Origin of the sequence: Mucilaginibacter angelicae (genome assembly GCF_042434235.1) — a bacterium.
Lineage (GTDB): Bacteria > Bacteroidota > Bacteroidia > Sphingobacteriales > Sphingobacteriaceae > Mucilaginibacter > Mucilaginibacter angelicae.
Window position 1 is genome coordinate 1 of sequence record NZ_JBHLTS010000060.1, and the last position, 21,388, is coordinate 21,388.

Below are 21,388 nucleotides of genomic sequence, written 5' to 3' on the forward strand. Positions count from 1 at the left end.
ATCCTTTATCAGCAAACGATACGTTTGCAAATAATTCCGTTTTAAGGTTAGATCATTTGTGTTGATTCGCATAGCTTTAAGTTAGGCTATTTTGTCTCCGAATTATCTAACCTTTACAATTGCGAGGAACGAAGCAATCGCGAACTATAAAGGGCGAGCCAGTCAATCGGGGATCGCTTCTTTAGAATGGTGTAATTTAAATGGTTGATTATTAAGCCTATTTGAAATTTTATAAATGTGGGCGTTGCCTGCGGCCCGGGCTTTACGCTGCAAGTCCTCGCTTTTCCAACGCTTAATCCCACCTGCGCTGTGGGCTTTCCGCTTCAATCCCTAACGCGGCCCTCGCACAGGCCCCAAAAGCATATATCTACAATAACAACTGCGGCAGGCAACAGCAGCGCTTACTCAGTTCCTGACAATCCTAAAATCTAATAAATCACGGTTCAGACACATACTCATAAATCGCACCTTCTTCGCCAAAATCCTTGATCTTTTTAAGATTCTTAACTTTTTGAATATCCTTCAGGTTGATAAGCTCCGGATTTTCTAAAACATTAAACCAGATAAGGTAATAATGCTTTGCCTTATAAAACTTATCAATATCCTTAGTGAAAAAACGGTGTGGCACCAGGTATGACGACATGCCGGAGAAAAAGTAAACCGCTTCATGTGCATCGGTATAGATCTTGATGCCGGGCTTAAACAGGCTATGGTCTGTGCCTTTGAGATAGGCCGCAAATTCCGAGTCGATCCAGCTTTCATCAGTATAACCGGGGTTGCCGAATTCATCGGCTACCTGGTCGGCATAGCGGGCTTTGTCAATCAAAAATTCGCTGGTGATAAAGCCAAGCATCAGCACAATCATTACAGTGCCGGCAATGCGCCGGGTAGTGATATTGCTTAACTTTTTAAGCAGGAGTAATGCCCAGCTTGTATACCCCCATAAAGCGGTAATGTACAATGGCGATAGCAAGCGGTGATTGATGCGCTCATACCTTGAAAAGGTTGACGAGATAACAATAAACGCTCCGTAAACCAGCGCGAAGGTAATGGCCAAATTCTCAAAACTATCCAGCCTGCGCCTGTAGTAATTAAATGCTAAAGCGCCTATAAAGCCTGCAAATATGATGATAGCCAATGGTATTGCCAACCAGTACTGGTTGGGGGTTAGGCCCATCCAATCGCAAATAACAGTGCCAAAGTAGTACAGGTTTTGACTGAAAGGAGTAATAGAAGGCTCCCGCGGACCGGTAGTTGTTCCCGACATAAAGGCATTGTAAACCAAATTGCTCACCAATAAGGAGATGCAAATGAGCCCGTAAACAATGATATGAATTATCTTCTTTTTTAAAGGCAAAATCCTGTCCAGCAGCAAAAGCAAACCGCCGGTGCCTACAATGGTTACAGCAGCATAACGGGTAATACAGCTTACTGCGGCTATAACAGCAGCTACTATAAGCGCTTTGAGGGTATGTTTTAAAAGATATTCGCGGAAGGCTACTATGAAAAACAGGATCTCAAGAATAAACAAAGTCTCCGACCATAAATAGGAGTAAACCTGCAGCAACGGCGGGCTCAGGATAATGGCCGCGAGTATAAGCCATTTATAAATCCTTGATGAAGGCACAAAACGTTCCATGATCCAGCCGCTGGTGAAGATGAGCATGGCGAACATGATCCCGTTCATTACCGCCCCAAACTTAACTGGGTCTATTTGTGTGATTACCGATATGATACCCAGGTAAATAGGATAAAAAACCGGGAAATCGACAATAGGCACATGGTTAAAGGTTAACAGGGTGCCATGGGCTCTGAAACTCCTGGCCGCACTGGTATACATAATGCTATCCGGCGAGATGCCTACGCCGCTATACCTGAAAAACAAGCTCAATATAAACCAGCCGATAAGGGAGGCTATAACAGCATCAAGGTTTTTTAAGTAGCGGCTTTTTTGCATAGGATAATATAAATATTGGTAAAAAGCGGGAGAGAAGAAAATGTTTTAGCTTTTATTGATAAAACATAAAACGAGCGTCATTGCGAGGTACGAAGCAATCCCCGATTAGATGAGCGGCCACGCAAGTCTCTCTGTATAGTTTGGGATTGCTTCGTACCTCGCAATGACGTTATTATTAAGTGCTTTAGGTATCATTAAACTATTTGATCCAGCACAGTGCTGATCGGCTGATCGCTATCAATCAGGATGCCTTTTACACCTGCAGCGGTACCTGCTTCAACATCGCGTTCACGGTCGCCTATGAAGTATGATTTTGACGGATCAATGTTGTATTTGGCTATGCCCTGCAGTAACAGTCCCGGTTTTGGTTTGCGGCAATCGCAGTCGCCGGTAAAGTTGGGGTGGTGCGGGCAGTAAAAAAAGTCGGTAATTTCAACACCATGTTCCTGGTAACGCTGTTTTAAATGCGCGTGCATTTTACCGAGCTCCTCTTCTGTATACCAGCCCTTGGCAATGCCGCCCTGGTTGGTAGCAACAAGCAGCATATAACCACGATCCTGCAGGGTTTTAAGGGCATCAAAATTGTCAAGCACCTGGAAATCCTCAAAACGACGTATATAGTCGCCCATTTCGTGGTTCAAAACACCATCACGGTCAAAAAAAACAGCTTTAATTTTATCAGGCATCGATTTTAAATTTTCGGCAAAGGTAGTGATTTTTGAGGAGTTCATGGTTGATGGTTCATAGTTAATAGCTGTGGTTCATGGATATAGGAAATAATGTAAATAAATGATTATTATTTTAATTGAAACCGTATTTGCGTTAGGGATAGAAGCGGATACCCGCCGTGAGCCTAATGCCTGTGCAGTATGAGCGGATAGCCCGGCCGCAGGCAACGCCATTATTGATTTCGGATTTGAGATGTTCGATTTCGGATTTTTTCTGAACCGCAATTAAACGAATTAGGGGAATTTATCGAATTGTTTTAATTCGTTTCTTTTCATTCTGCCAATTCTTTAATTCAATAAATTCAGGTTCAAACAAATGAAACGGGGGAAGCAACTAATCTCAAGGCACTAACCTCCAATCACTAATCTCAAAAAATAAAAACACATAATTGCGTAATATCGTTAACTGTACTGCATCTAAATTAAAAACAGGCAGGGTACATCCCCCGCCAACAAACTTAAACTAAAATGGATACATCACTTATTACTACCAGCACAGCCTTAGATGGCTACAAGGTTACCAGGCATTTAGGCGTTGTACGCGGCATTACGGTTAGGAGCCGGAGCGCGTTGGGTAACATCGCGGGCGGTTTTCAATCGCTGTTTGGCGGCAGGCTTTCAATTTATGTTGAGCTGTGCGAAAATGCACGCGAAGAGGCTTACCAGCTTCTGATCCAGCATGCACAGGCTATTGGCGCCAATGCCATCATTAACATGCGTTATGATGCCAACGAGGTAATGCAGGGTATTACCGAGGTACTTGCTTATGGTACCGCGGTTGTGGTTGAAAAAGTATAAAAATAAAACAGGGAGCAAATATTTTGCTCCCTGTTTTGCTTGTGAAAGGTTTTAGGCAGATGAATGATATTAATCATTAATGCGGAAGTATTTGCCGCAGGGCTTCGTAATTGTTTACATCAGCCTGTTAGGCAATCAAGGTTGCTGGATTAACCTGCTGTTAAAGCACAATCCAAAATTATACCCCACAACAAGAAATTAAAATAGTGCCATTACGCTATTGTAAGCGCATATATACCCAATTAGGCCGCGTAATTTAACGCTGCCTGATTACGGAATTGACGCTGGATAGCCGGCAATTTTTGAAAACACAACCGGCAGGGGAGCTGATAAATCAACATAAAACAGAAAACCACCCTGATATATTTTCATGGTGGTTTTCTGTTTTTCTACTTAAATGGTACTGCTTTTGCCTTATTTGAAGTATGAAAGCGGGATGGTTTTCCACATGCCGTGAGCCAGGTGGCCTATCAGCAATTCATATATGAGATAAACCGGCCAAAATATGTAATGGATAATAAGTAAAATTACGCTGTGGTTATAGTACCAGCTTATCATTAAAGTATATAAACCTAATACAAGGTATAGTATACTGGTTTCGCGCTTTTCCATTTTTGGCCTTTTATATTTTTGGCTAATTTATAAATAGCGTTTAAATTAATGGCAATTTTTCATGCTATAAACTACCGTATAATCGGCAGTACTATTGGTTTGCTGTTTGCCGGTTTTTGCATTGTACTTATAAGGCTTTTGGGCAAGCTGGTTACCCCTTAGCTGAAATTCAACACTCAGCGTATCTGTACTGCCTTCCTGCCCGTATGTCCATAGTGCCTTGATAATATTGCCGTTCAAATTGCCCATTAGCGAGCCTTTGCGGGCATCTTTTTCTTTAGGCAGCCAGTCCATATCGCCGGTAACTTTGTTGCCGTTAATATGCAGGTTTACTTTTGTAGTATCCTGGCTGGCCGTGCCTTCGGTAGCATAAAAGCAATACTCCATGTTTACTGCCGGTGCGTCCGGGGCATTGGCCATGGCCGTGTCTTCCTTTTTAATAACCGTATCGGCATCATTTGTTGTGTGGTTGCCCGAGCAAGAGGCAACCGTCATTGCGATAAAGGAAACAAAGCCTAATTGAAATTTCATAACTGTGGTTGATTTTTTTGTTATGACACTTAAAATAGTAAAAGGTTCAATCACTCGGGCAACAACCACTAAATATTTACAATACTCCGATTAAATATCCTTTGAACCCGGCTATGCCTGTTTCTTTTCGGGCGGGGTTGATACAATTTCGCCGAATTCATTTACGTAGGCCAGCATACTGTCGAGGTCGCTGCCGCCTGAATTTTGTTTGCGTTCCTGTTTGCGTTGTTCTTTATCTTCCTTTTTTTTCTGGCGATTTTTTTCCAGTTGTTTTTTCATGAATGTTGCTTGCGATTTAGCCATAATTAAGATCAATTAAGTTAAATAATAGCTATTCCGTATAGCAGTAAAATGGCCGGGCCGGGTAATAAATACCTGTTTCAGTGAGCGTAAAAATGATCTTTAAGTTAAGTTCCGGGCAGCAACGGTATCAGCGGGGAATAAAACAGATCAGCATCAAATAGCTGGGCGCTGTAAGCTGGAATAGCTTTAAAATTTTGCCGTTTATACACAAAGATAAGAAAAATAGCCGGATTTTCAAGCAATCTCCGTCGTCGGGTTGTCATGAATGGTTTAAAAAATCACGATAAAAGAATCGCAGCCATCTTTTAAAATGGGGCATAGATGTTATATTTAGCCCGCAAACCAATCAACAACCCTCATGAAACGCAGAAACTTTGTTCAAAGCTCGGTGCTGGCCGGGGCTTCGTTATTTACTACAGGTGTTTTAAAAGCCGCCACCATTACCGGGTATACCGAACCTGCGGGCGAAGCCGCCGCAATAACCGGCGATAAACCTTTTAACCTCAATTATGGCATTCATGACGGCATGTTTAAAAATAGTGCAGGCGATGATTTTATTGACCAGATAAAATTTGCTTACGATAAAGGTTTCCGGGCCATTGAGGATAACGGGATGAGCAGCCGGCCAGTTGAACAGCAAAAAAAGATAGGTGATACGCTCGCTAAGCTGGGCATGGCTATGGGCGTTTTTGTACAACCGGGTTTAGGTAATGACAGTAACATGCTGGCAACAGGCAATGCCGAACAGGTTGAAAAGTTCATCGCTTCGTGCAAGGAGGCGGTTGAGGTAGCCAAACGTATAGGCAGCAAGCTGGTTACCGTTGTGCCCGGCGATTTTGCGCGCAAACTCCCCATTGGTGTGCAGACGGGTAATGTTATTGAAGCCATTAAGAAGGGGACTGCCATACTGGAGCCGCACGGTATTATCATGGTGCTTGAGCCGCTAAGCGATAATCCCGACCTTTTCCTGCGTACGCCCGACCAGGCTTATGCCATTTGCAAGGCTGTAGGAAGCCCCTCATGCAAGATATTGTATGATATGTACCATGTACAGCGTAACCAGGGAAACATTATCCCAACGCTTGATTTGGTTTATAATGAGATAGGCTATTACCAGATAGGGGATAACCCCGGCAGAAAAGAGCCCGGTACAGGCGAGGTTAATTATAAAAATATATTCAAGCACATTTACAACAAAGGGTATAAAGGCGTAATGGGTATGGAGCATGGCACAGCAGGGGCAGCTAAAGAAGGTGAGCTTGCGCTGATTAAAGCTTATCGTGAGGCAGATAGTTTTATTTAGTTACAGATAGCCTTTGACGAAGTTGCTTACCAATATTAATAAAGCTCCGATGATTGAGCGGAAACTCCAGTATTACATGAGCAAGACTTAAAATAAACAGCCATTTGATCCCCAAACGGTAATTGTAAAAATATAAAGCTACGGATGCTATCCAAACGAGTACAATCATAAAGGCATTAACTTTAGTGACCCGATGCCAGTTGATGACCTTTGTTTTGCTGAACCAGTTGATATAGTGATAGGTGTAGGCAAAGGCTATTACCCGTGTTAAAATGATGCTGGCAGTGTTGGTATATACGTTGATGCTCTGATTACGCAGGGTAGTAGTGTTGATATGCGCAAAGGATCCGTATCCGTTGATGGCCCACTGCGTTGGTGAACTTTTTATGTTGGTAAATAATACTGACAAGAGCAGCGGACAAACTAAAAAAGTAATGAAAGTAAGATAGCCAGAAATTCCTTTAGCCCTCAATGCACCCAGCAGCAAAAAGGCCCCGGTGAAGATATAAACATGGATAAGCGTGGGGATATACAACCCAAAAATGGTACGCAGGATGTTATGCGTAAGCAAAAAGTAGCCCATCGCAATCAGCAGTAAAAAGGCTAAGATCCTGTATAAGGTTTTATTGATCACCAGCAATATGAACGACAGGCCGAAGGTGTAATACACTAAATTGGCTATAGGTAGCTTAAATACTACCGAAACAATAACCACCCCGGCAATCAACAGGTAATCATACTTTTTAAGGGTAAAAAATTGCCTGGTATTTAGCCAGGAAATTTCGGTAAGATAATGCAAGGGGCCAAGTATAGCATAGGAAAGCAGTACCAGCTCAAACGGAATGAATAAGGCCAGGGCCGCTGATAAAAGCATGGCCAGGATATTGTAATAGTTAATGCGCGTGATATCGGTCATTAATAGTTTATAAATTGCCTGGAAAGGTGCTAAGACGCAAAGTCGCCGGGTAGATAAATCTTTGCGACTTTGCGTGAGGTCAATTTCACCAGCAATTTACACAATCAATAAAAAGTAAACTAAATACTTATTTTTAATCGATGAAACTTAAACTTATCCTCCCATTTCTTTTTATTTCAAATGCGCTTTTAGCCCAGGATACGCTTTTTGCCCGTAAAATGGTTGATACGCTTACCTCGCCTTATTTTTGGGGGCGTGGGTATACTAATGAAGGTGTACATAAAGCTGCTGCGTTTTTAAGCACCCGGCTAAAATCATACGGTGTAAAGCCCATGGATGGCAAAAACTTTTTGCAGGAGTTCAGTTACCCGGTTAATACGTTCCCCGGTAAAATGGAGGTGGCTGTAAATGGTGTGCAATTAAGGCCTGGTAGGGATTTTATTGTTTCGCCGGATAGCCGTGGGGTAACCGGTACAGGGCAATTGATTAAAAAAGACAGCACCCATTTTATCGATCAGCAAAGCAGGATCATTTTATCACTGGAAGATAAGCTTACCTGGTCGGCCGAAGGGCAGGTTTTGGATTATACCGTGATCCAGGTTGATAAAAAAGCCATAAAAGATGTTCCTGGAACACTTAGTGTAGCTATCGAAAATAAATTGGTACCCGATTTTAAAACAGCTAATATCTGCGGTATTGTAAAAGGAACGTCCAAACCCGATTCCATTATTATGATCACTGCGCATTACGATCACCTGGGCGGCATGGGTAATGAAACCTATTTTCCCGGCGCCAATGATAATGCCAGCGGGATTTCCGAATTGATGGGGCTTGCCCGTTATTATGCTAAACATCCATTGCCTTTCAGCGTGGCTTTTATTTGTTTTTCGGGTGAGGAAGCGGGTTTGCTGGGCTCTAAGTATTTTACACAAAATCCGCTTATCCCGCTCAAAAATATCCGCTTCCTGATCAATCTTGATCTTAACGGGACGGGCATTGAAGGGATAACCGTTGTAAATGCTACCGTTTATCCCAAAGAGTTTGCCATGATGCAGCAAATCAGCAAGGAAAATAATTACTTTGTGAAAGTGGCCCCGCGTGGTAAAGCTGCCAACAGCGATCATTACTTTTTTACCGAACAGGGTGTCCCTGCATTTTTTATTTATACTTTGGGTGGAATAAAGGCTTATCATGATGTTTTTGACATCAGCGCCACGCTGCCGCTCAATAAATATTCCAGTCTTTTTAACCTCATAGTTAAATTTAACGGTAGACTTGCCGGTGCGCGGTAGCCGGTTATCAACATGTTCATTTATGCTTACCCCAAACTTCAACCCCTTCCCCGTTTTAACAACCGAACGCCTCATATTGCGGCGTTTTACCTATGATGACGCTGCCGGTTTGTTTGAAATGCGATCGAACGAAACAGTGATGCAGTATATCCACAGGCCAATCAATAAAACCATTGATGACGCCGTTGCGCTGATAGATGTAATAGAAGACCTGCTCATTAAAAATGATGGCATTACCTGGTGTATCTGCCTGAAAAACAATGATAAATATATCGGCAGTATAGGTTTTTGGCGGATAGCGAAAGACAGCCACCGTGCTGAGATAGGGTATCTTTTAAACCCTGCATACCAGGGGCAGGGAATTATGCAGGAGGCTATAACAGCAGCTATTGACTATGGTTTTAATATAATCAAGCTGCATTCAATAGGAGCCTATGTAAGTCCGAATAATTTCGCTTCAATTAAATTATTGCTCAAAAATAAATTTGTGCAGGAGGCTTATTTTAAGGAAGATCACTTGCATAACGGCCGTTTTGAGGATACCTTAGTTTATTCGTTATTAACACAAACTTAAATCTGTTAACAAATTATTCATGCCAGCTATTTTTAATTAAAAAAAAATGATGCATGTTTACGCATAGAAACCAATTATACCTGTGCTGAAAACAATTCAGTTTAAATGGGGTTAACATTAAAAAACAAAAGAACTTATCATGGCAACAGAAAAAGCAAGTGGTATTACCGCTTATTCAGTGAAAACAAAAACTAAAAATGTACCAATGATCAATCCCGTTATCGACATAAAATCGGGCAGATACATTGCAACAGGAAGTGACAGTGAAGGTAACAAGATGGCTGCCATTATGGGTAAAGCTACTGCCGAAGAGCATATCAAAAATGGTAATGCTAAAAAAGGCTCAGGCTGGTAAATAAAGTTGAACATAAAAGCGCCCTGAATTTGTTGAAAATGCAGGGCGCTTTTGTTTTGTAATTGTTTTGAAATTCTCTATTTATCCGAAGGGTTTTTCTTTTTGCTCTGCAGCATTTCTACCATTTTAATTAAGCGGTCATGCCGGGTTTTTTCCTGTTTGGCGGTGAGGATCCAGAGCACATATTCTTTTTTATGGCTGTAGGCCAGTGACTGAAAATAGTTAAGTACTCCCGGGTGCTGTTCCAATGCTTCCTTTATATAATCGGGCAGGGTAACTATTTTGTTATCAACATCAATATAGGCGCTGTGCTCATTGTTACGTACAGCCTCATTACGCCCTTCAGAAACTTTTACGGCTTCAATGGGCCGGAAACGTAAAGCCGTCCATACTTCGTTAACAGCTGCCGATGCTACCGGGCGGAGGCCATATTGGGCGGGGACGTCCCAACTGCTCATCATCTCCAGATCGGTTTGAATGCCCGAACTTTTTTTGGGATAGATGATCCAGAAAACGGTATCAGGTTTAAGCAGCGGGGTGATCACTTTAAGTTCTGATGCCAGCCCGGTGCTGTTGGTTACAAACAGTTGGATCCCATTAAATTCACCAACCGTATTAAAAATCACTTCGGCGCCGTCAGGCAGCGGGTTAAGGCTTTCTAAAAAATTTGCAGGGGCATTTTGCAGCAGCCAGCGCGAATTTGGCTTGATCAGCAGTTTTTTGGCAAGGGCGTTCATTGTAAACTTTTGATAATGGATAAAGCTAATGTAAGCATTAAATTAAAATTGAATGACAAGCCCAATCCCCGCGGCATAGTATTTTTAATAGCTTTGCCGATAATAACATCCCAATAACCTAATGGAACACGTACTTGATAACCCGGCCTGGAACGCGCTTATTACCGGTAATAAAGCGTTTGCGGGCGGTAATGATATAACTAAATATTTCCCGAAAGAAGTTTCACCTTTTGTTGCCACTGCGGAAATATCGGCCGAAAATTTTAACCTGCTTTACAATACTATTCCCTTTGAAAGCTATTTTATATTTATAGCGCCTCATGATATTGTGATACCCGAACAATGGAAGATATTACAGTACCTGAAGTGCCTGCAAATGGTTTTTGAGGGTGAAGTGCCTGCTGATGTTTCGGACGAGGGCCTGGTGCCGCTTACGGAGCAGCATGTACCCCAGATGCTTGACCTTACCAAACTGACCAACCCCGGCCCATTTGCAGAGCAAACTATTCAATTTGGCCATTACCGTGGTATTTTTGATGGAGATCAATTAGTAGCCATGGCTGGCCAGCGTTTAAACCCTGCGCCTTATGCAGAGATCAGTGCCGTTTGTACCCATCCCGATTACCTGGGGCGCGGTTATGCGGGTAAGTTATTGATGAACCAGGTTAAGCGGATTAAGGCAGCTTCCGAAATACCTTTTCTGCATGTAAAAGCTGAAAATGAAAGGGCTATCAAGGTATATGAAAAGCTTGGTTTTGTAACGAGAAAGGAAATGTCGTTTTATGTGTTGAGGAAGTAAATGTAATATTAAAAAACATGTCATTGCGAGCGCAGCGTGGCAATCGCACGGAAGCATATTCGCCCTGTATAGCAAGCGATTGCCACGCTGCGCTCGCAATGACATGGAGAAAAGAACGTTCCTACCCAATCGCCATCTTAGCAAAAAAGTCCCAAAGCACTATCCCTGCCGATACTACGATATTGAACGAATGCTTGGTTCCAAACTGTGGGATCTCGATACAACCGTCAATAACCTGCATTACCTCATCACTTACACCGTTTACCTCGTTGCCAAAAATGAGGGCATATTTGCCATCTTCGGCGGGTTTAAACTCGTGGAGCATGGTGCTGTTTTCAGCCTGTTCAATAGCTATGATCTTGTACCCATCTTTTCGTAGTTGTTCAACGGCCTGTAATGGGGTTTCGTAATAAGTCCAGTTAATGGATTGGGTTGCGCCGAGGGCGGTTTTTTCAATTTCGCGGTGGGGGGGCTGGGCGGTGATACCACAAAGACAGACCTGCTCGACTGCAAACCCATCCGATGTACGGAAGATGGAGCCGATATTGTGCATGCTTCGCACGTTATCCAACACTACGGCTACCGGTAATTTATCCTGTGCTTTAAATTCATCAACCGTAGCCCGGTTCAGCTCATCCAATTTTAATTTGCGCATCCCTATAGTTCATTAGTTAAATGGTTCATTAGTTCACTGGGGGGATTACCTCAACGAATTAATGAACCATTATAAGGGCGCAAAAATATTAAAAAAAGCCGTTAGTTAAGTACTGATGCCAGTTCGCCTACACCATCGCCAATGAGCGAGCTGTAAACAGATGGGGCGTAGCCAATTTTTTGCGTATAATATTCGGTTACTTCTTTGCTGAAAGCATCAAAAGCATCACCTTTTACCAGGGCAATGGCGCAACCGCCAAAACCTGCCCCCGTCATACGGGCACCGGCAACATCAGGATTGGTTTTGCTGTATTCGGCAACAGTATCCAGTTCAACACCGCTTACTTCGTACAAATCGCGCAGCGAATCATGCGAGGCATACATCAGCCTGCCAAATTCGGCCAGATTGTTAGCGGCAAGGGCTGTTGCGGCCAGTTTTACACGGTCGTTCTCTTCAATAACGTGTTTGGCGCGTTTTAGTACAACCGGATCGGTGATCAGGTGTTTGTATTGCTCAAAAGTGGCACTGTCTATTTCGCACAGGTATTTGATGTCCAGTTGCTGCTGCAGGGCTATTAGCGCTGCCTGGCATTCCTGTACACGTTCGTTATATTTTGACTCGGCCAGTTTGCGGGGCTTATTGGTATTGATAATGGCCAGTACGTATTCGCCAAGGTTACTGTCAACTGCCTGGTAATCCAGTGTATCGCAATTGAGCATCAGGGCTTTATTCTTTTCGCCGAAGGCAACAGCAAACTGATCCATAATGCCGCAGTTAACGCCGATAAAGTTGTTTTCTACATCTTTTGACAGTTTAACCAGGTCGAGCTTACTGTAACCGCTGTTAAACAGGTCATTAAGGGCATAGGAAGTAACCACCTCAATGGACGCAGATGATGATAAACCCGAACCGATTGGGATATCGCCATAAAATAACATATCCAGGCCTTTCAAAGCGTGGCCATCTTTAATAAAGCGGTCAATTACGCCAATAGGGAAGTTAAACCAGTTTTCGCCGGTTTTTTCATAATGAAGCTGCAGCGGAATATCTTTTTGCTCAGAAAAATTTAAACTCCGGAAGCGAAAAATGCCATCCTCGTTAGGGGAAGTTAGTAAATAAGTACCAAAAGTAATGGCGCATGGCATAACCAAGCCGCCGTTATAATCAATATGCTCGCCAATAAGGTTTACACGGCCGGGCGAAAAGTACGCGTTGTCTGCTTCTTTGTTAAAGATCTTAATAAATTCCTGGTGCAAATTATTCTTCATTATTCAGGTTAGTTTTCGGAAAACAAATATTGTAAAAATTGTCAAGTTTACAGTTATAAATTTAATTTAATTTTTAATTTATTTTAATGAGATAGTTTTGCAGATATTCGGACTTGAAAACGCATGCAAACAGAAGCCGATGAGCATGTTATTTAAATACCAATTAAATAGATATCCATGAAACAATACCTCGTTACCGCCTATGATTATACCGATGCAGAAGCATTGCAGCGCCGCTTAGGTGCCCGCCCTCATCATTTGGATGGCGCCAAAGCATTAAAGGCCAGCGGCAATTTTGTAGTAGGAGGAGCCATGCTGAACGATGAAGGCAAAATGATAGGCTCAACAATGATAGTGCAGTTTGAAACCGATGAAGAGATGGAAGCCTGGAAACAAAATGATCCTTACATTACCCAAAAAGTATGGGAAAGCGTTGATGTAAAGCCGTTTAAAGTGGCAGACGTTTAAGTCAGTTTGCAGTTATTAGTGGGCAGTTTGCAGTGGAAAGAGGGGGCAATGCCAGGCTCTAAAGTCCGGCGGATGCTGAAGCAGGAATAATAAAAGCAGTTGAAGACTTACGAAGTTTCAAAAACTTCATAAGTCTGGATAGTGAGTATTAAAGGATGAAAAATAAGCTTTCATTGCAAACTGCAAACTCAAAACTGCCTACTGCTCAATCCACCTGCTCATCTTCCAGTATCCCTCAGCATCTTTAGCATAAAAAGCAGTGTAGCCCTTACCCTGCATCGTAAAATTAAAATCAAACTCATTTACCGAGCTGTCGTCGGGCAAAAAGTTGGCTACTACGTTATCAGCTACGGCAGCTATCATAATGCCGAAATCATCCGGCACCTTTCCCGTAGCTTCGGTACTTTTTACAAAATCATTAAAAGTTTCAAATTCATAAGTACCGTTGTGCTGTTTTCGCCCTGCGTTAAAAGCTGCTTCAGCCCATTGTTGTTTGTAGGCTTCCATGGCGTTGAGCAGGTCTTCGGCCGATATTTCGGGCAGGCCATCGGAGCCGGTAGTATTGTAGCTGTTTAATATTTCTTCCTTACTTTTCATTCGGTATTAATGGTTCATGAAATCTGTTGATATTCAGTTTTTCAATCTGTTATTAAAATTAAAAGGATGCCAAATTAATGACATCCTTTTAATTTTTAAGCTTTCAAACTTTTATTTACACTTCAGACAAACTCTCCAATACATCCATATCATCCTCTGATAATTGAATATCGGCAGTTTTCATATTTTCTTCCAGGTGCTTAACACTTGATGTACCCGGAATGAGCAGGATGTTTGGCGAATGGTGCAGCAGCCAGCTTAATGCCACCTGGTGAATGGTAGCATCATGTTTGGCAGCAATGCGACTTAAGATAGCTTCGCCCTGTACATTGCCGCCACCAAGCGGAAACCATGGAATAAAGGCGATGTTATGATCACGGGTATACTCCAGTTCGGCTTCCCATTTGCGGTTATCAACGCTGTACATATTTTGAACTGAAACAACTTCAAAGTATTGTTGGGCAAGCTTGATGTTCTCAACGCTTACTTCAGATAATCCTATATGCCTGATCTTACCTTCCTGCTGTGCTTTTTGTAAAAACTCAAATGACTTTTCGGCAGGTACTTTAGGATCGATGCGGTGCAATTGGTAAAGGTCTATGCGTTCAACCTGGAGGCGTTTCAGGCTGCCTTCAAGGGCTTCCTTCAAATGCGCAGGCGAAGAATCTACAGGCCACTCGTTGGGACCGGTACGTAACAAACCGCCCTTGGTGCCTATCAGCAGGTCGGCCGGGTATGGGTGCAGGGCTTCGGCAATTAATTCTTCCGATACATTTGGCCCGTAGCTGTCGGCCGTATCAATGAAATTAACACCCAGTTCAACAGCGCGTTTTAACACGCGGATGCTTTCTTCCTTGTCTTTCGGCGGGCCCCAGATACCGCTGCCGGTAATACGCATTGCACCGTAACCTAAACGATTAATGGTAATGTCGCCACCAATGGTGAACGTTTTTTCAAATGAACTTGTTGTGCTGGCCATGGTAATGTATTTTGTGTTGATTACTGTAAAGTTCAACTAAAAAACATCGCTATTGTTCATGGAATCTATAACACAAATGTCATTTTGAGAAACCTTCTTTGTGCGCAAATAATCACTAACATATAGCATATAAGCGCGCAAAGGCGCTAAGAAAAAACTTTGCGTCTTCGCGTCTTTGCGAGAAAAAGCTTTAATAAAGTATACTTAAATTATCGCCATGCCCCCAGTATCAATCCCATCAGGGTTAACGATACCACGCTGTAGCCGCCATTTATAAATATCAACCGCCAGCTTTTAAGCTCGAACAAACTATGAATGGCAATAGCACAAAATGTCCAGATGCCAGCAAGGAAACCCCATGCTGTTCCTAAAATAGCAGTAGTAGTTGGAGAAGCTAAGAATATAGCCAGATTTACGGCCATAATAATAGAAAAGAAAGCCGTAAAGCCAAAAGCCCGGCCTTTGTTTGATGCCTGAAGCTCGGCACTGCTCAGTTTATTATCTGCCATCCAGGCGTTAGCAAACAAGGCAGGTGAGTACCAGATACCGCCAACTAAAAACGCAGATAACGCTGCAACCACAACGGCCAGCCAATTGATGAGTTGAAAATTCATGATGATAATGTTTAAATTGAATTGGTGATACTAATATAATTAATAAAAGCTAAAAGCGGAATGCACAAAGCTTAAAGCTTTTTAAAAATAAGGACAAACAAAAGCCCTGACTGCTTTCGGCAATCAGGGCTTTTGAAAGTATCAGTAAAGCTTTGTGTTATACTATTTTACGTTGTAATGTATCACGCTGCGGCCTATGTTACCTTCGGCGTCAATCCCTTCAATTATAGCGCGGTATGAGCCCCGCTGGTCGCTGTTAAAGAAGCTGATAGTAGCAGTGCCGGTTGCTTTATCGGTAATTACGTTGGGTTTCCAGTAAATGGTATTGCGCAGGTCGCCGCCAAGTGTGCCGGCTTTGGACACATCGTATTTGGGCGAGTAAAAATCTTTGGCTTTGGTATAGCCCTGCACCGCAAAAGTGATCACGTTTTGTTTAGGGATAAGTTCCTGTAGCTGAGCAAGCGTTATCTTTTGTTTTTTGACAACCTTTTTGTTAATCACCAGTACGCCTTTGGTTTGGGTATTACGGTTAATGCCGCTTACACCATCGTTCAAGAAGATCTCTACCGATTCAACTTCGCTTGATTGAATGCTTGACAAAAAGTTGGCATCAACAGGTAAACTGCCTACATATACCTGTACCGGAGTTTTGCTGCCGGAATTGTAATCGCGGGTTATATAAAAGTTGTTATCAATATAAGTAAGGCCCATTGCCATGGTTTGTAAACAGTTTAACAGCAAAGGGCAACCCTGTAATTGTTGAGCCGATATTTCATGATCTGCCTGCATAGGTAAGCCTGCAAAAGTGCCATAATCGGCATGGCTTGCTTTTTTTACAATCTTAGTCGCCTTTACAACAACTTCTTTAATAGTACGTGAGCTTTGATATTGCTTATAGCTGTTTTGCAAATAAGGACGGAAAGTGCTGTCGATATTCAGGATCTCATCGGGGATGTTATTGTTTTTGCTCAATTTTTGATAAGCCTCGCCGTTAACCGATATTACCAGGTTACGTCCGTTGGGATTGTTACGGGCGCTCAGGGTAATTTTTGAAGTATCCGGTACATTCACGTTCGAGAATTTAAAATTGCCCGACATGTCGGTGATCGTTTCGGCAGAAAAGTTTTTATCAGGGATCAGCAGGCGCAGACTACCCTTAGCCACCGGTAAGCCAGTATTGGTCCTTAATGTTCCCATTACGTCAATGCCCTGTTCAGGCAGCAGGTAAATAGGTGGGTTTTTATCAGCCAGTATATCTTCGTAATCAAAACGACGGTAACCCTGGGTAAGCATTAAAATATCCAGGTTGGCCAGCTTGTCATCATCAGGCTTGTTGAAATAATAATTTGGTTTTTCGATATAACCTTTCAAATCTGAAGTAAGCAGCATATTGCTTAATATGGTTGATTCAGCATCTTCATTTGATGGCACGGTGCCATCATCAACAACAGCTACCGAAAAGCTGCCTTCAACCGGGGTTATATTGTTTTTTGCGGATAGCGTGATCTTAACGTTACCTCTTGTGGTATATGATGGCTTATCCGTTTTAAGGGCCAGGTTCATCTGGTCGTTATGCTGAATAAACACTATACGCTCACATAAGGCATACCCGCCCGATGAAAACAGGGTTACCTGCACAATACCTGTAGGGAATTTTGTTTTAGGAATATTGGCCGAATAAACTGTGCTTTGCAAAATGGTTTGCGCAGCATAATAAATAACACCGCCGCTTTGTGCTACCAGGTAAAAGCTTTTGTTTTGCTTACGCTGAAAAAACAAATCGTTGGCCGATATTTTTACGGTAAGGTTAGCCGGGTCATTGTTATAAACCGCAATATTTATCCCCATTGATTGCACACGCGGCAGGTTGTAAGAAGCCTGTGATCCATCGGGAAAAGTGATGTTTGCTTTGTATGATCGTTCAATATCGGGAGAGATGGCAAATACGCCCATACCTAAATGTGCACTGCTGATCTGGGCAATTTCGGCGCCTTTGTCGTCAATAATACTTCCTTTAATATCAACACCCATTCCGCTTGAGGCGATGGCCTTAAAGGCAACTTTGGTACGTACCCCGTTGGTTAACTGGCCCCCTTCCGGAAAAAATTGCACATCATAACCCTTAACGGCCGTGCGCATGGAAAAGCTGCTGCTGATGGTTTTACGGTCGCCAACATCAATAGCAGTAACCAGGATGCCACCGGTAATTACATCGGCCTGGGTTTCGGGCAGGTCAACCTGCAATACGCCTTTATCATCGGTAGTGCCCCGGCCCTTGCTTACAGGGTCGCCGTTTTTCATGAGCTGCCAGCTTACCTTTTTATTTGCATAAGGGGAGCTGTCCGGGCCTTTGTAAAGGATGGTAGCATCAACCTTTACGCCTGTTTTTTTGCTTGAGCTTTTATAGGTGATATTGGTGCGCACCTGGTTATCAATGGCGTTGCCAACATTAAAAGTATGGTCATAAAAATAGTCAGGGTCAAAATTGCGCATCCAGTTGGTATAACTGCGCAGGCGGTAAGCCCCTTGCTTATAGGTATCGCCGTTGAGCACAATATTGCCGCTTGCAAAACCATTGGTAACCGCAATACGCTGACTTTCAACTACCGAATCCCGGTTGTTGATCAGGTCGACATATACAATGCGGCTTAGTGCCGATGGCTGGTGCTTTTCAATAGTTACATAAGCCTTAAACCAAATGGTATCGCCAACAGCATAGTAAGGTTTATCTGTATGCAGGTAAACTTTCTCAATTGGATAGCTGCTGTTAAACTTGCTGGTTTTTTCAATTATGGTAGTTAGGGGGATGCTATCCTGCTGGGCAAAAACAGATGCACCAAAGGCAGTTAACAGGCATAATAGGAGTAAAAATCGACGTATGATCATCAATATAAATTAAAGGAGTAACAGGGGCTAATATAAACATTTAGCCGTATTGCATTTTTAGCAGCCGTTTATTTAACACTTTTTTACAAATGCCTTTTTGGCCGGTCGGCGAAAATTAAACGCTAAAAGCTATACGCTTATACAAAATAGCACAATTGTTACTTAGCTGCAGTTTTAGCCTTGCCCTCAACATGTACCGAAACCGTACTTGAATGGATCATGCCCAGGGTGGTACCCGGTTTTACGTTGAGGTAAAACTTAAAGTAACTTTCTATTACAGCTTTGGATGTGTGAATATAGTCGGCCTCTCTTTCTTCATCTCCGTTAAATCCAACAAGGGGGATACCGTAGTATAAATTACCCTTGTCGTCAATATACATGGTAAAGGAATAATAGAAATCTTTAAAGGCGTTTTTGATCACGATATCATAGGTAGGGTCAAGGTAATCGTCAGAGTTATCAAAGTTATTGAGAATATCGGGTTTGGTGGTTCGGCGCGATACCGTAACCAGCGGACTTTTACTGGTTATGATGGCCGGCTGCCTTGCGGCGAATGCTTTGGTATAATCGGCATTAGCCTTTGCCGATAAGGAACGGATAAATGAAGTGTCCTTACTGCTGGGGTGCCTTAATATCGAAGTATCAGTATGTAAAACATTTTTAATGTAGTTATCGGCATAAAAACGCATAAAAACCTTAGTACCTTTAACATCCAGCGAGTCGCCTTGCTGGATCAGGATCTCCATGGTGATACTGTCTTTGTTGATCTTCCTGACCTTTAACCATGAGCGGGCGGCGTTAAATATAGAATCGTATCCGCGCGTAAGCGGAAAATTGATAAACGCATTTTTAGTGGGACTGAAAATACTTATGGAATCGTCCGACACAAATTTTAGCTTCCACTGGGGTTCCAGCTGATAACCATATTCATTGAATGAGAGGCCATTTCGCTGGCGTCTTGATACTTCAGAGTAATTGATGCCATTGTAGGGTTTAAAAGAAATAAGCTCCCTTTTCTTTTTACCTGACTGGCTATTGCCGCAGCTTGAAATGCAGGCAGATAATATGATGAACAGCCCGAATGCTGCCGATTTTATTGTTTTAAGATTGATGAATAGCATTGCCGCTAAAGATATAGATAATTCAATAAACGGTTAAAAAAACAGGGAAATAGCGCTATAGTACATCATTGTAAGTTTTTTGTTAACCTGTACTCCCGCGGTTTGCCGGTAACATGGACTGCTATTTCACTTGTATGTGTTATGCCAAGCGTTTTGCCGGGGATTAAATGAAGATAGTATTTGAGATAGCTATCCATTACAGCTTTTGACAGGTGGATGTAAGTAGCTTTACGGTTTTCTTCTAAAAATACGGTAAGTGGTCTTCCGTAATGCATTTGGCCGGTTGGGTCAACAAATATCGAAAAGGAATAGTAAAAATTGGTGTAGGCTTTATCGACGGTAATATCAAATTCGGGTCCCATGTAATCGTCAGATGTGTCGAAATTGTTGAGCATGGTTGGCTCTGTATGGCGTTTGCTAATGGTAACCAATGCGCTTTTACTTTTAAGCTCCACAGGTTGCCGGGCGGCAAAGGCCTTGTCAACGTTTTTATTTGCGGCATCGGCTAACCATTGTATGTAAACGGAGTCTTTTCGGCTTGGACTTTTGCATTTACTTATATCGCCATGAAGTACGTTTTTAATATAATTATTAGCATAAAAAATCATGTAAACTTTGGCGCCGCGGGTATCAACCGAGTCGCCATATGCTTTGAGCAACTCAATGATCATACTGTCCCTGGTCATTGTTTTAACTTTGAGCCAGGTGCGTGCCGTATTAAAAATAGAATCGTAACCACGGCTGAGCGGAAAGTTAATAAACTGCTTTTTTGTAGGGCTGTAAATACTGGTTGAGTCGTTTGAAACGAATTTCATTTTCCATTGTGGTTCCATCTGATAGCCGAAATTGTTAAAGGAAAGCCCATCCTGCGAACGCCGGGCAATTTCGGTATAGCTGATGCCGAAAACGGGTTTGAAGGAAATCAGGTCTTTTTCGCCGCTGTGTTTAACAATATTACGTTGTTTGCAGCCGAAACAAAACAAGATCAATATAATGCCGGTTAGGTTTGTGATAGGTTTGGTGAGTATCATATAGGTATAGTATACTATAAATATATGATAATTATAAACGCTCAAATGTTAAATAATGCTAAAATTGCAGGCTAAAACCAATCTGATGGGAGTAGAAATAGAACGTAAGTTTTTGGTAGATCACGAAAAATGGCGGCAAGTGGCAAAGCCTGATGCCATGCATTTCAGACAGGGGTATATTTTTAGCGATGAAAAGAAAACCATCAGGGTGCGGGTTACTGATACCGAAGCGTATATCACTATAAAAGGAAGTACGGCAGGTTTTAGCCGCAGCGAGTTTGAATATACTATCCCCACAACTGATGGTATTCAGCTGCTCGATAACTTCGCAGCCTCCGAATTGGAAAAATACCGCTACTGTATCACCTATGCCGGTAAACTCTGGGAAGTTGATGAGTTTTTGGGCGATAACCAGGGGCTGCTGATGGCCGAGATCGAGCTCGACAGCGAGGATGAAGAATTTGATTTACCACCCTGGGTAACAACCGAGGTAACCAGCGATAAGCGATATTACAATTCCTTTTTAAGCGTCAATCCGTTTAAAAGCTGGTAGCAGGGCTTTCAGGCACATTCCGGTAAGCCCAGCAGGTAATCAGGTTCCGATTCGTCATATACTGTTTTAACATACTTATTGCCCTTGGGGCAAACGGCAGGGATCAGGCTGGTTTTATTTCCCTTGCTATCTATGATGTAAGCTTCACCATCTTCGTTCTTGATCCAGTCGTAAAGTTTCGATCTATCGGTAAGGCCTTTTACATTGATCCGTTCGTTGATCCATTCAAGCGCGTCTATAGCCACATAAGGATTGTCATGTGGTTTGGTGTCGGTTTTTATACATACTATACGTACTGCCATTGTATTATT

Annotated in this window: 24 protein-coding genes; 8 read left to right on the forward strand and 16 right to left on the reverse strand. The window is 42.5% G+C overall.

What is annotated here, in order from left to right; all coding sequences use genetic code 11:
• Nucleotides 1-436: 436 nt before the first annotated feature.
• Nucleotides 437-1,957: a hypothetical protein gene (locus ACFFGT_RS19875; protein WP_377024261.1), complete on the reverse strand. Its 1,521-nt coding sequence runs from the start codon at nt 1,955-1,957 to the stop codon at nt 437-439.
• Between the two features lie 194 nt (nt 1,958-2,151).
• A complete protein-coding gene (locus ACFFGT_RS19880; RefSeq protein WP_377024262.1) occupies nt 2,152-2,688 on the reverse strand; it encodes a D-glycero-alpha-D-manno-heptose-1,7-bisphosphate 7-phosphatase in 537 nt (178 codons plus the stop codon).
• A 465-nt stretch (nt 2,689-3,153) separates the two neighbouring features.
• Here ACFFGT_RS19880 and ACFFGT_RS19885 point away from each other — a divergent pair, with 465 nt between their 5' ends.
• The gene (locus ACFFGT_RS19885; protein ID WP_121229701.1) at nt 3,154-3,483 is read left to right on the forward strand and encodes a YbjQ family protein; all 330 of its coding nucleotides are present in this window, start codon (nt 3,154-3,156) and stop codon (nt 3,481-3,483) included.
• Between the two features lie 414 nt (nt 3,484-3,897).
• On the opposite strand, the gene ACFFGT_RS19890 is transcribed toward ACFFGT_RS19885, so the two are convergent.
• The 3 genes from ACFFGT_RS19890 to ACFFGT_RS19900 form a co-directional block, all read right to left on the reverse strand.
• Complete coding sequence (locus ACFFGT_RS19890) at nt 3,898-4,095, reverse strand: hypothetical protein (RefSeq protein WP_377024263.1); 198 nt, start codon at nt 4,093-4,095, stop codon at nt 3,898-3,900.
• 45 nt (nt 4,096-4,140) lie between these two features.
• Entirely contained in the window at nt 4,141-4,626 is a 486-nt protein-coding gene (locus ACFFGT_RS19895) for a hypothetical protein (RefSeq protein WP_377024264.1), read from the reverse strand.
• A gap of 111 nt (nt 4,627-4,737) precedes the next feature.
• Nucleotides 4,738-4,929, reverse strand: coding sequence for a hypothetical protein (locus ACFFGT_RS19900; RefSeq protein WP_121229697.1), 192 nt, complete (start codon nt 4,927-4,929; stop codon nt 4,738-4,740).
• 358 nt (nt 4,930-5,287) lie between these two features.
• Between ACFFGT_RS19900 and ACFFGT_RS19905 the strand changes: the two genes are divergently transcribed.
• Nucleotides 5,288-6,232, forward strand: coding sequence for a hydroxypyruvate isomerase family protein (locus ACFFGT_RS19905; protein WP_377024265.1), 945 nt, complete (start codon nt 5,288-5,290; stop codon nt 6,230-6,232).
• Here the strand turns inward: ACFFGT_RS19905 and ACFFGT_RS19910 are convergent.
• The gene (locus ACFFGT_RS19910; protein ID WP_377024266.1) at nt 6,225-7,148 is read right to left on the reverse strand and encodes a hypothetical protein; all 924 of its coding nucleotides are present in this window, start codon (nt 7,146-7,148) and stop codon (nt 6,225-6,227) included. The two genes, ACFFGT_RS19905 and ACFFGT_RS19910, sit on opposite strands and share 8 nt — an antisense overlap.
• 140 nt (nt 7,149-7,288) lie before the next feature.
• Between ACFFGT_RS19910 and ACFFGT_RS19915 the strand changes: the two genes are divergently transcribed.
• The 3 genes from ACFFGT_RS19915 (at nt 7,289) to ACFFGT_RS19925 (ending at nt 9,369) form a co-directional block, all read left to right on the forward strand.
• Nucleotides 7,289-8,440, forward strand: a complete 1,152-nt coding sequence (locus ACFFGT_RS19915) for a M28 family metallopeptidase (protein WP_377024267.1) — start codon at nt 7,289-7,291, stop codon at nt 8,438-8,440.
• A gap of 22 nt (nt 8,441-8,462) precedes the next feature.
• Nucleotides 8,463-9,014 carry a GNAT family N-acetyltransferase gene (locus tag ACFFGT_RS19920; RefSeq protein WP_377024268.1) on the forward strand — a complete coding sequence of 184 codons (552 nt, stop codon included), beginning with the start codon at nt 8,463-8,465 and terminating at the stop codon, nt 9,012-9,014.
• A 139-nt stretch (nt 9,015-9,153) separates the two neighbouring features.
• Nucleotides 9,154-9,369: a hypothetical protein gene (locus tag ACFFGT_RS19925; RefSeq protein WP_377024269.1), complete on the forward strand. Its 216-nt coding sequence runs from the start codon at nt 9,154-9,156 to the stop codon at nt 9,367-9,369.
• A 77-nt stretch (nt 9,370-9,446) separates the two neighbouring features.
• On the opposite strand, the gene ACFFGT_RS19930 is transcribed toward ACFFGT_RS19925, so the two are convergent.
• Nucleotides 9,447-10,106, reverse strand: a complete 660-nt coding sequence (locus tag ACFFGT_RS19930; RefSeq protein WP_377024270.1) for a YdeI/OmpD-associated family protein — start codon at nt 10,104-10,106, stop codon at nt 9,447-9,449.
• A 121-nt stretch (nt 10,107-10,227) separates the two neighbouring features.
• Here ACFFGT_RS19930 and ACFFGT_RS19935 point away from each other — a divergent pair, with 121 nt between their 5' ends.
• The gene (locus tag ACFFGT_RS19935; protein WP_377024271.1) at nt 10,228-10,905 is read left to right on the forward strand and encodes a GNAT family N-acetyltransferase; all 678 of its coding nucleotides are present in this window, start codon (nt 10,228-10,230) and stop codon (nt 10,903-10,905) included.
• 121 nt (nt 10,906-11,026) lie between these two features.
• Here the strand turns inward: ACFFGT_RS19935 and ACFFGT_RS19940 are convergent, their stop codons facing one another.
• Nucleotides 11,027-11,560, reverse strand: a complete 534-nt coding sequence (locus tag ACFFGT_RS19940) for an RNA methyltransferase (RefSeq protein ID WP_377024272.1) — start codon at nt 11,558-11,560, stop codon at nt 11,027-11,029.
• 101 nt (nt 11,561-11,661) lie between these two features.
• Nucleotides 11,662-12,828, reverse strand: a complete 1,167-nt coding sequence (locus ACFFGT_RS19945) for a galactokinase (protein WP_377024273.1) — start codon at nt 12,826-12,828, stop codon at nt 11,662-11,664.
• Between the two features lie 177 nt (nt 12,829-13,005).
• On the opposite strand from ACFFGT_RS19945, the gene ACFFGT_RS19950 reads away from it, so the two are divergent.
• Complete coding sequence (locus ACFFGT_RS19950; protein ID WP_377024274.1) at nt 13,006-13,296, forward strand: YciI family protein; 291 nt, start codon at nt 13,006-13,008, stop codon at nt 13,294-13,296.
• 198 nt (nt 13,297-13,494) lie between these two features.
• On the opposite strand, the gene ACFFGT_RS19955 is transcribed toward ACFFGT_RS19950, so the two are convergent.
• From ACFFGT_RS19955 to ACFFGT_RS19980, 6 genes are all read right to left on the reverse strand, one after another.
• A complete protein-coding gene (locus ACFFGT_RS19955; RefSeq protein WP_377024275.1) occupies nt 13,495-13,893 on the reverse strand; it encodes a hypothetical protein in 399 nt (132 codons plus the stop codon).
• A 115-nt stretch (nt 13,894-14,008) separates the two neighbouring features.
• Nucleotides 14,009-14,872 (reverse strand): aldo/keto reductase, encoded by an 864-nt coding sequence (locus tag ACFFGT_RS19960; RefSeq protein ID WP_377024276.1) that lies wholly within the window; start codon nt 14,870-14,872, stop codon nt 14,009-14,011.
• 209 nt (nt 14,873-15,081) lie between these two features.
• Nucleotides 15,082-15,486 carry a DUF1761 domain-containing protein gene (locus tag ACFFGT_RS19965; RefSeq protein ID WP_377024277.1) on the reverse strand — a complete coding sequence of 135 codons (405 nt, stop codon included), beginning with the start codon at nt 15,484-15,486 and terminating at the stop codon, nt 15,082-15,084.
• Nucleotides 15,487-15,648: 162 nt separating this feature from the next.
• Complete coding sequence (locus tag ACFFGT_RS19970) at nt 15,649-18,372, reverse strand: carboxypeptidase regulatory-like domain-containing protein (RefSeq protein WP_377024278.1); 2,724 nt, start codon at nt 18,370-18,372, stop codon at nt 15,649-15,651.
• Between the two features lie 158 nt (nt 18,373-18,530).
• A complete protein-coding gene (locus ACFFGT_RS19975) occupies nt 18,531-19,493 on the reverse strand; it encodes a hypothetical protein (RefSeq protein ID WP_377024279.1) in 963 nt (320 codons plus the stop codon).
• 65 nt (nt 19,494-19,558) lie between these two features.
• A complete protein-coding gene (locus tag ACFFGT_RS19980; RefSeq protein WP_377024280.1) occupies nt 19,559-20,524 on the reverse strand; it encodes a hypothetical protein in 966 nt (321 codons plus the stop codon).
• A gap of 85 nt (nt 20,525-20,609) precedes the next feature.
• Here ACFFGT_RS19980 and ACFFGT_RS19985 point away from each other — a divergent pair, with 85 nt between their 5' ends.
• Nucleotides 20,610-21,077: a CYTH domain-containing protein gene (locus ACFFGT_RS19985; protein WP_377024281.1), complete on the forward strand. Its 468-nt coding sequence runs from the start codon at nt 20,610-20,612 to the stop codon at nt 21,075-21,077.
• Between the two features lie 8 nt (nt 21,078-21,085).
• Here the strand turns inward: ACFFGT_RS19985 and ACFFGT_RS19990 are convergent, their stop codons facing one another.
• A complete protein-coding gene (locus ACFFGT_RS19990) occupies nt 21,086-21,379 on the reverse strand; it encodes a DUF3892 domain-containing protein (RefSeq protein ID WP_377024282.1) in 294 nt (97 codons plus the stop codon).
• Nucleotides 21,380-21,388 lie beyond the last annotated feature (9 nt).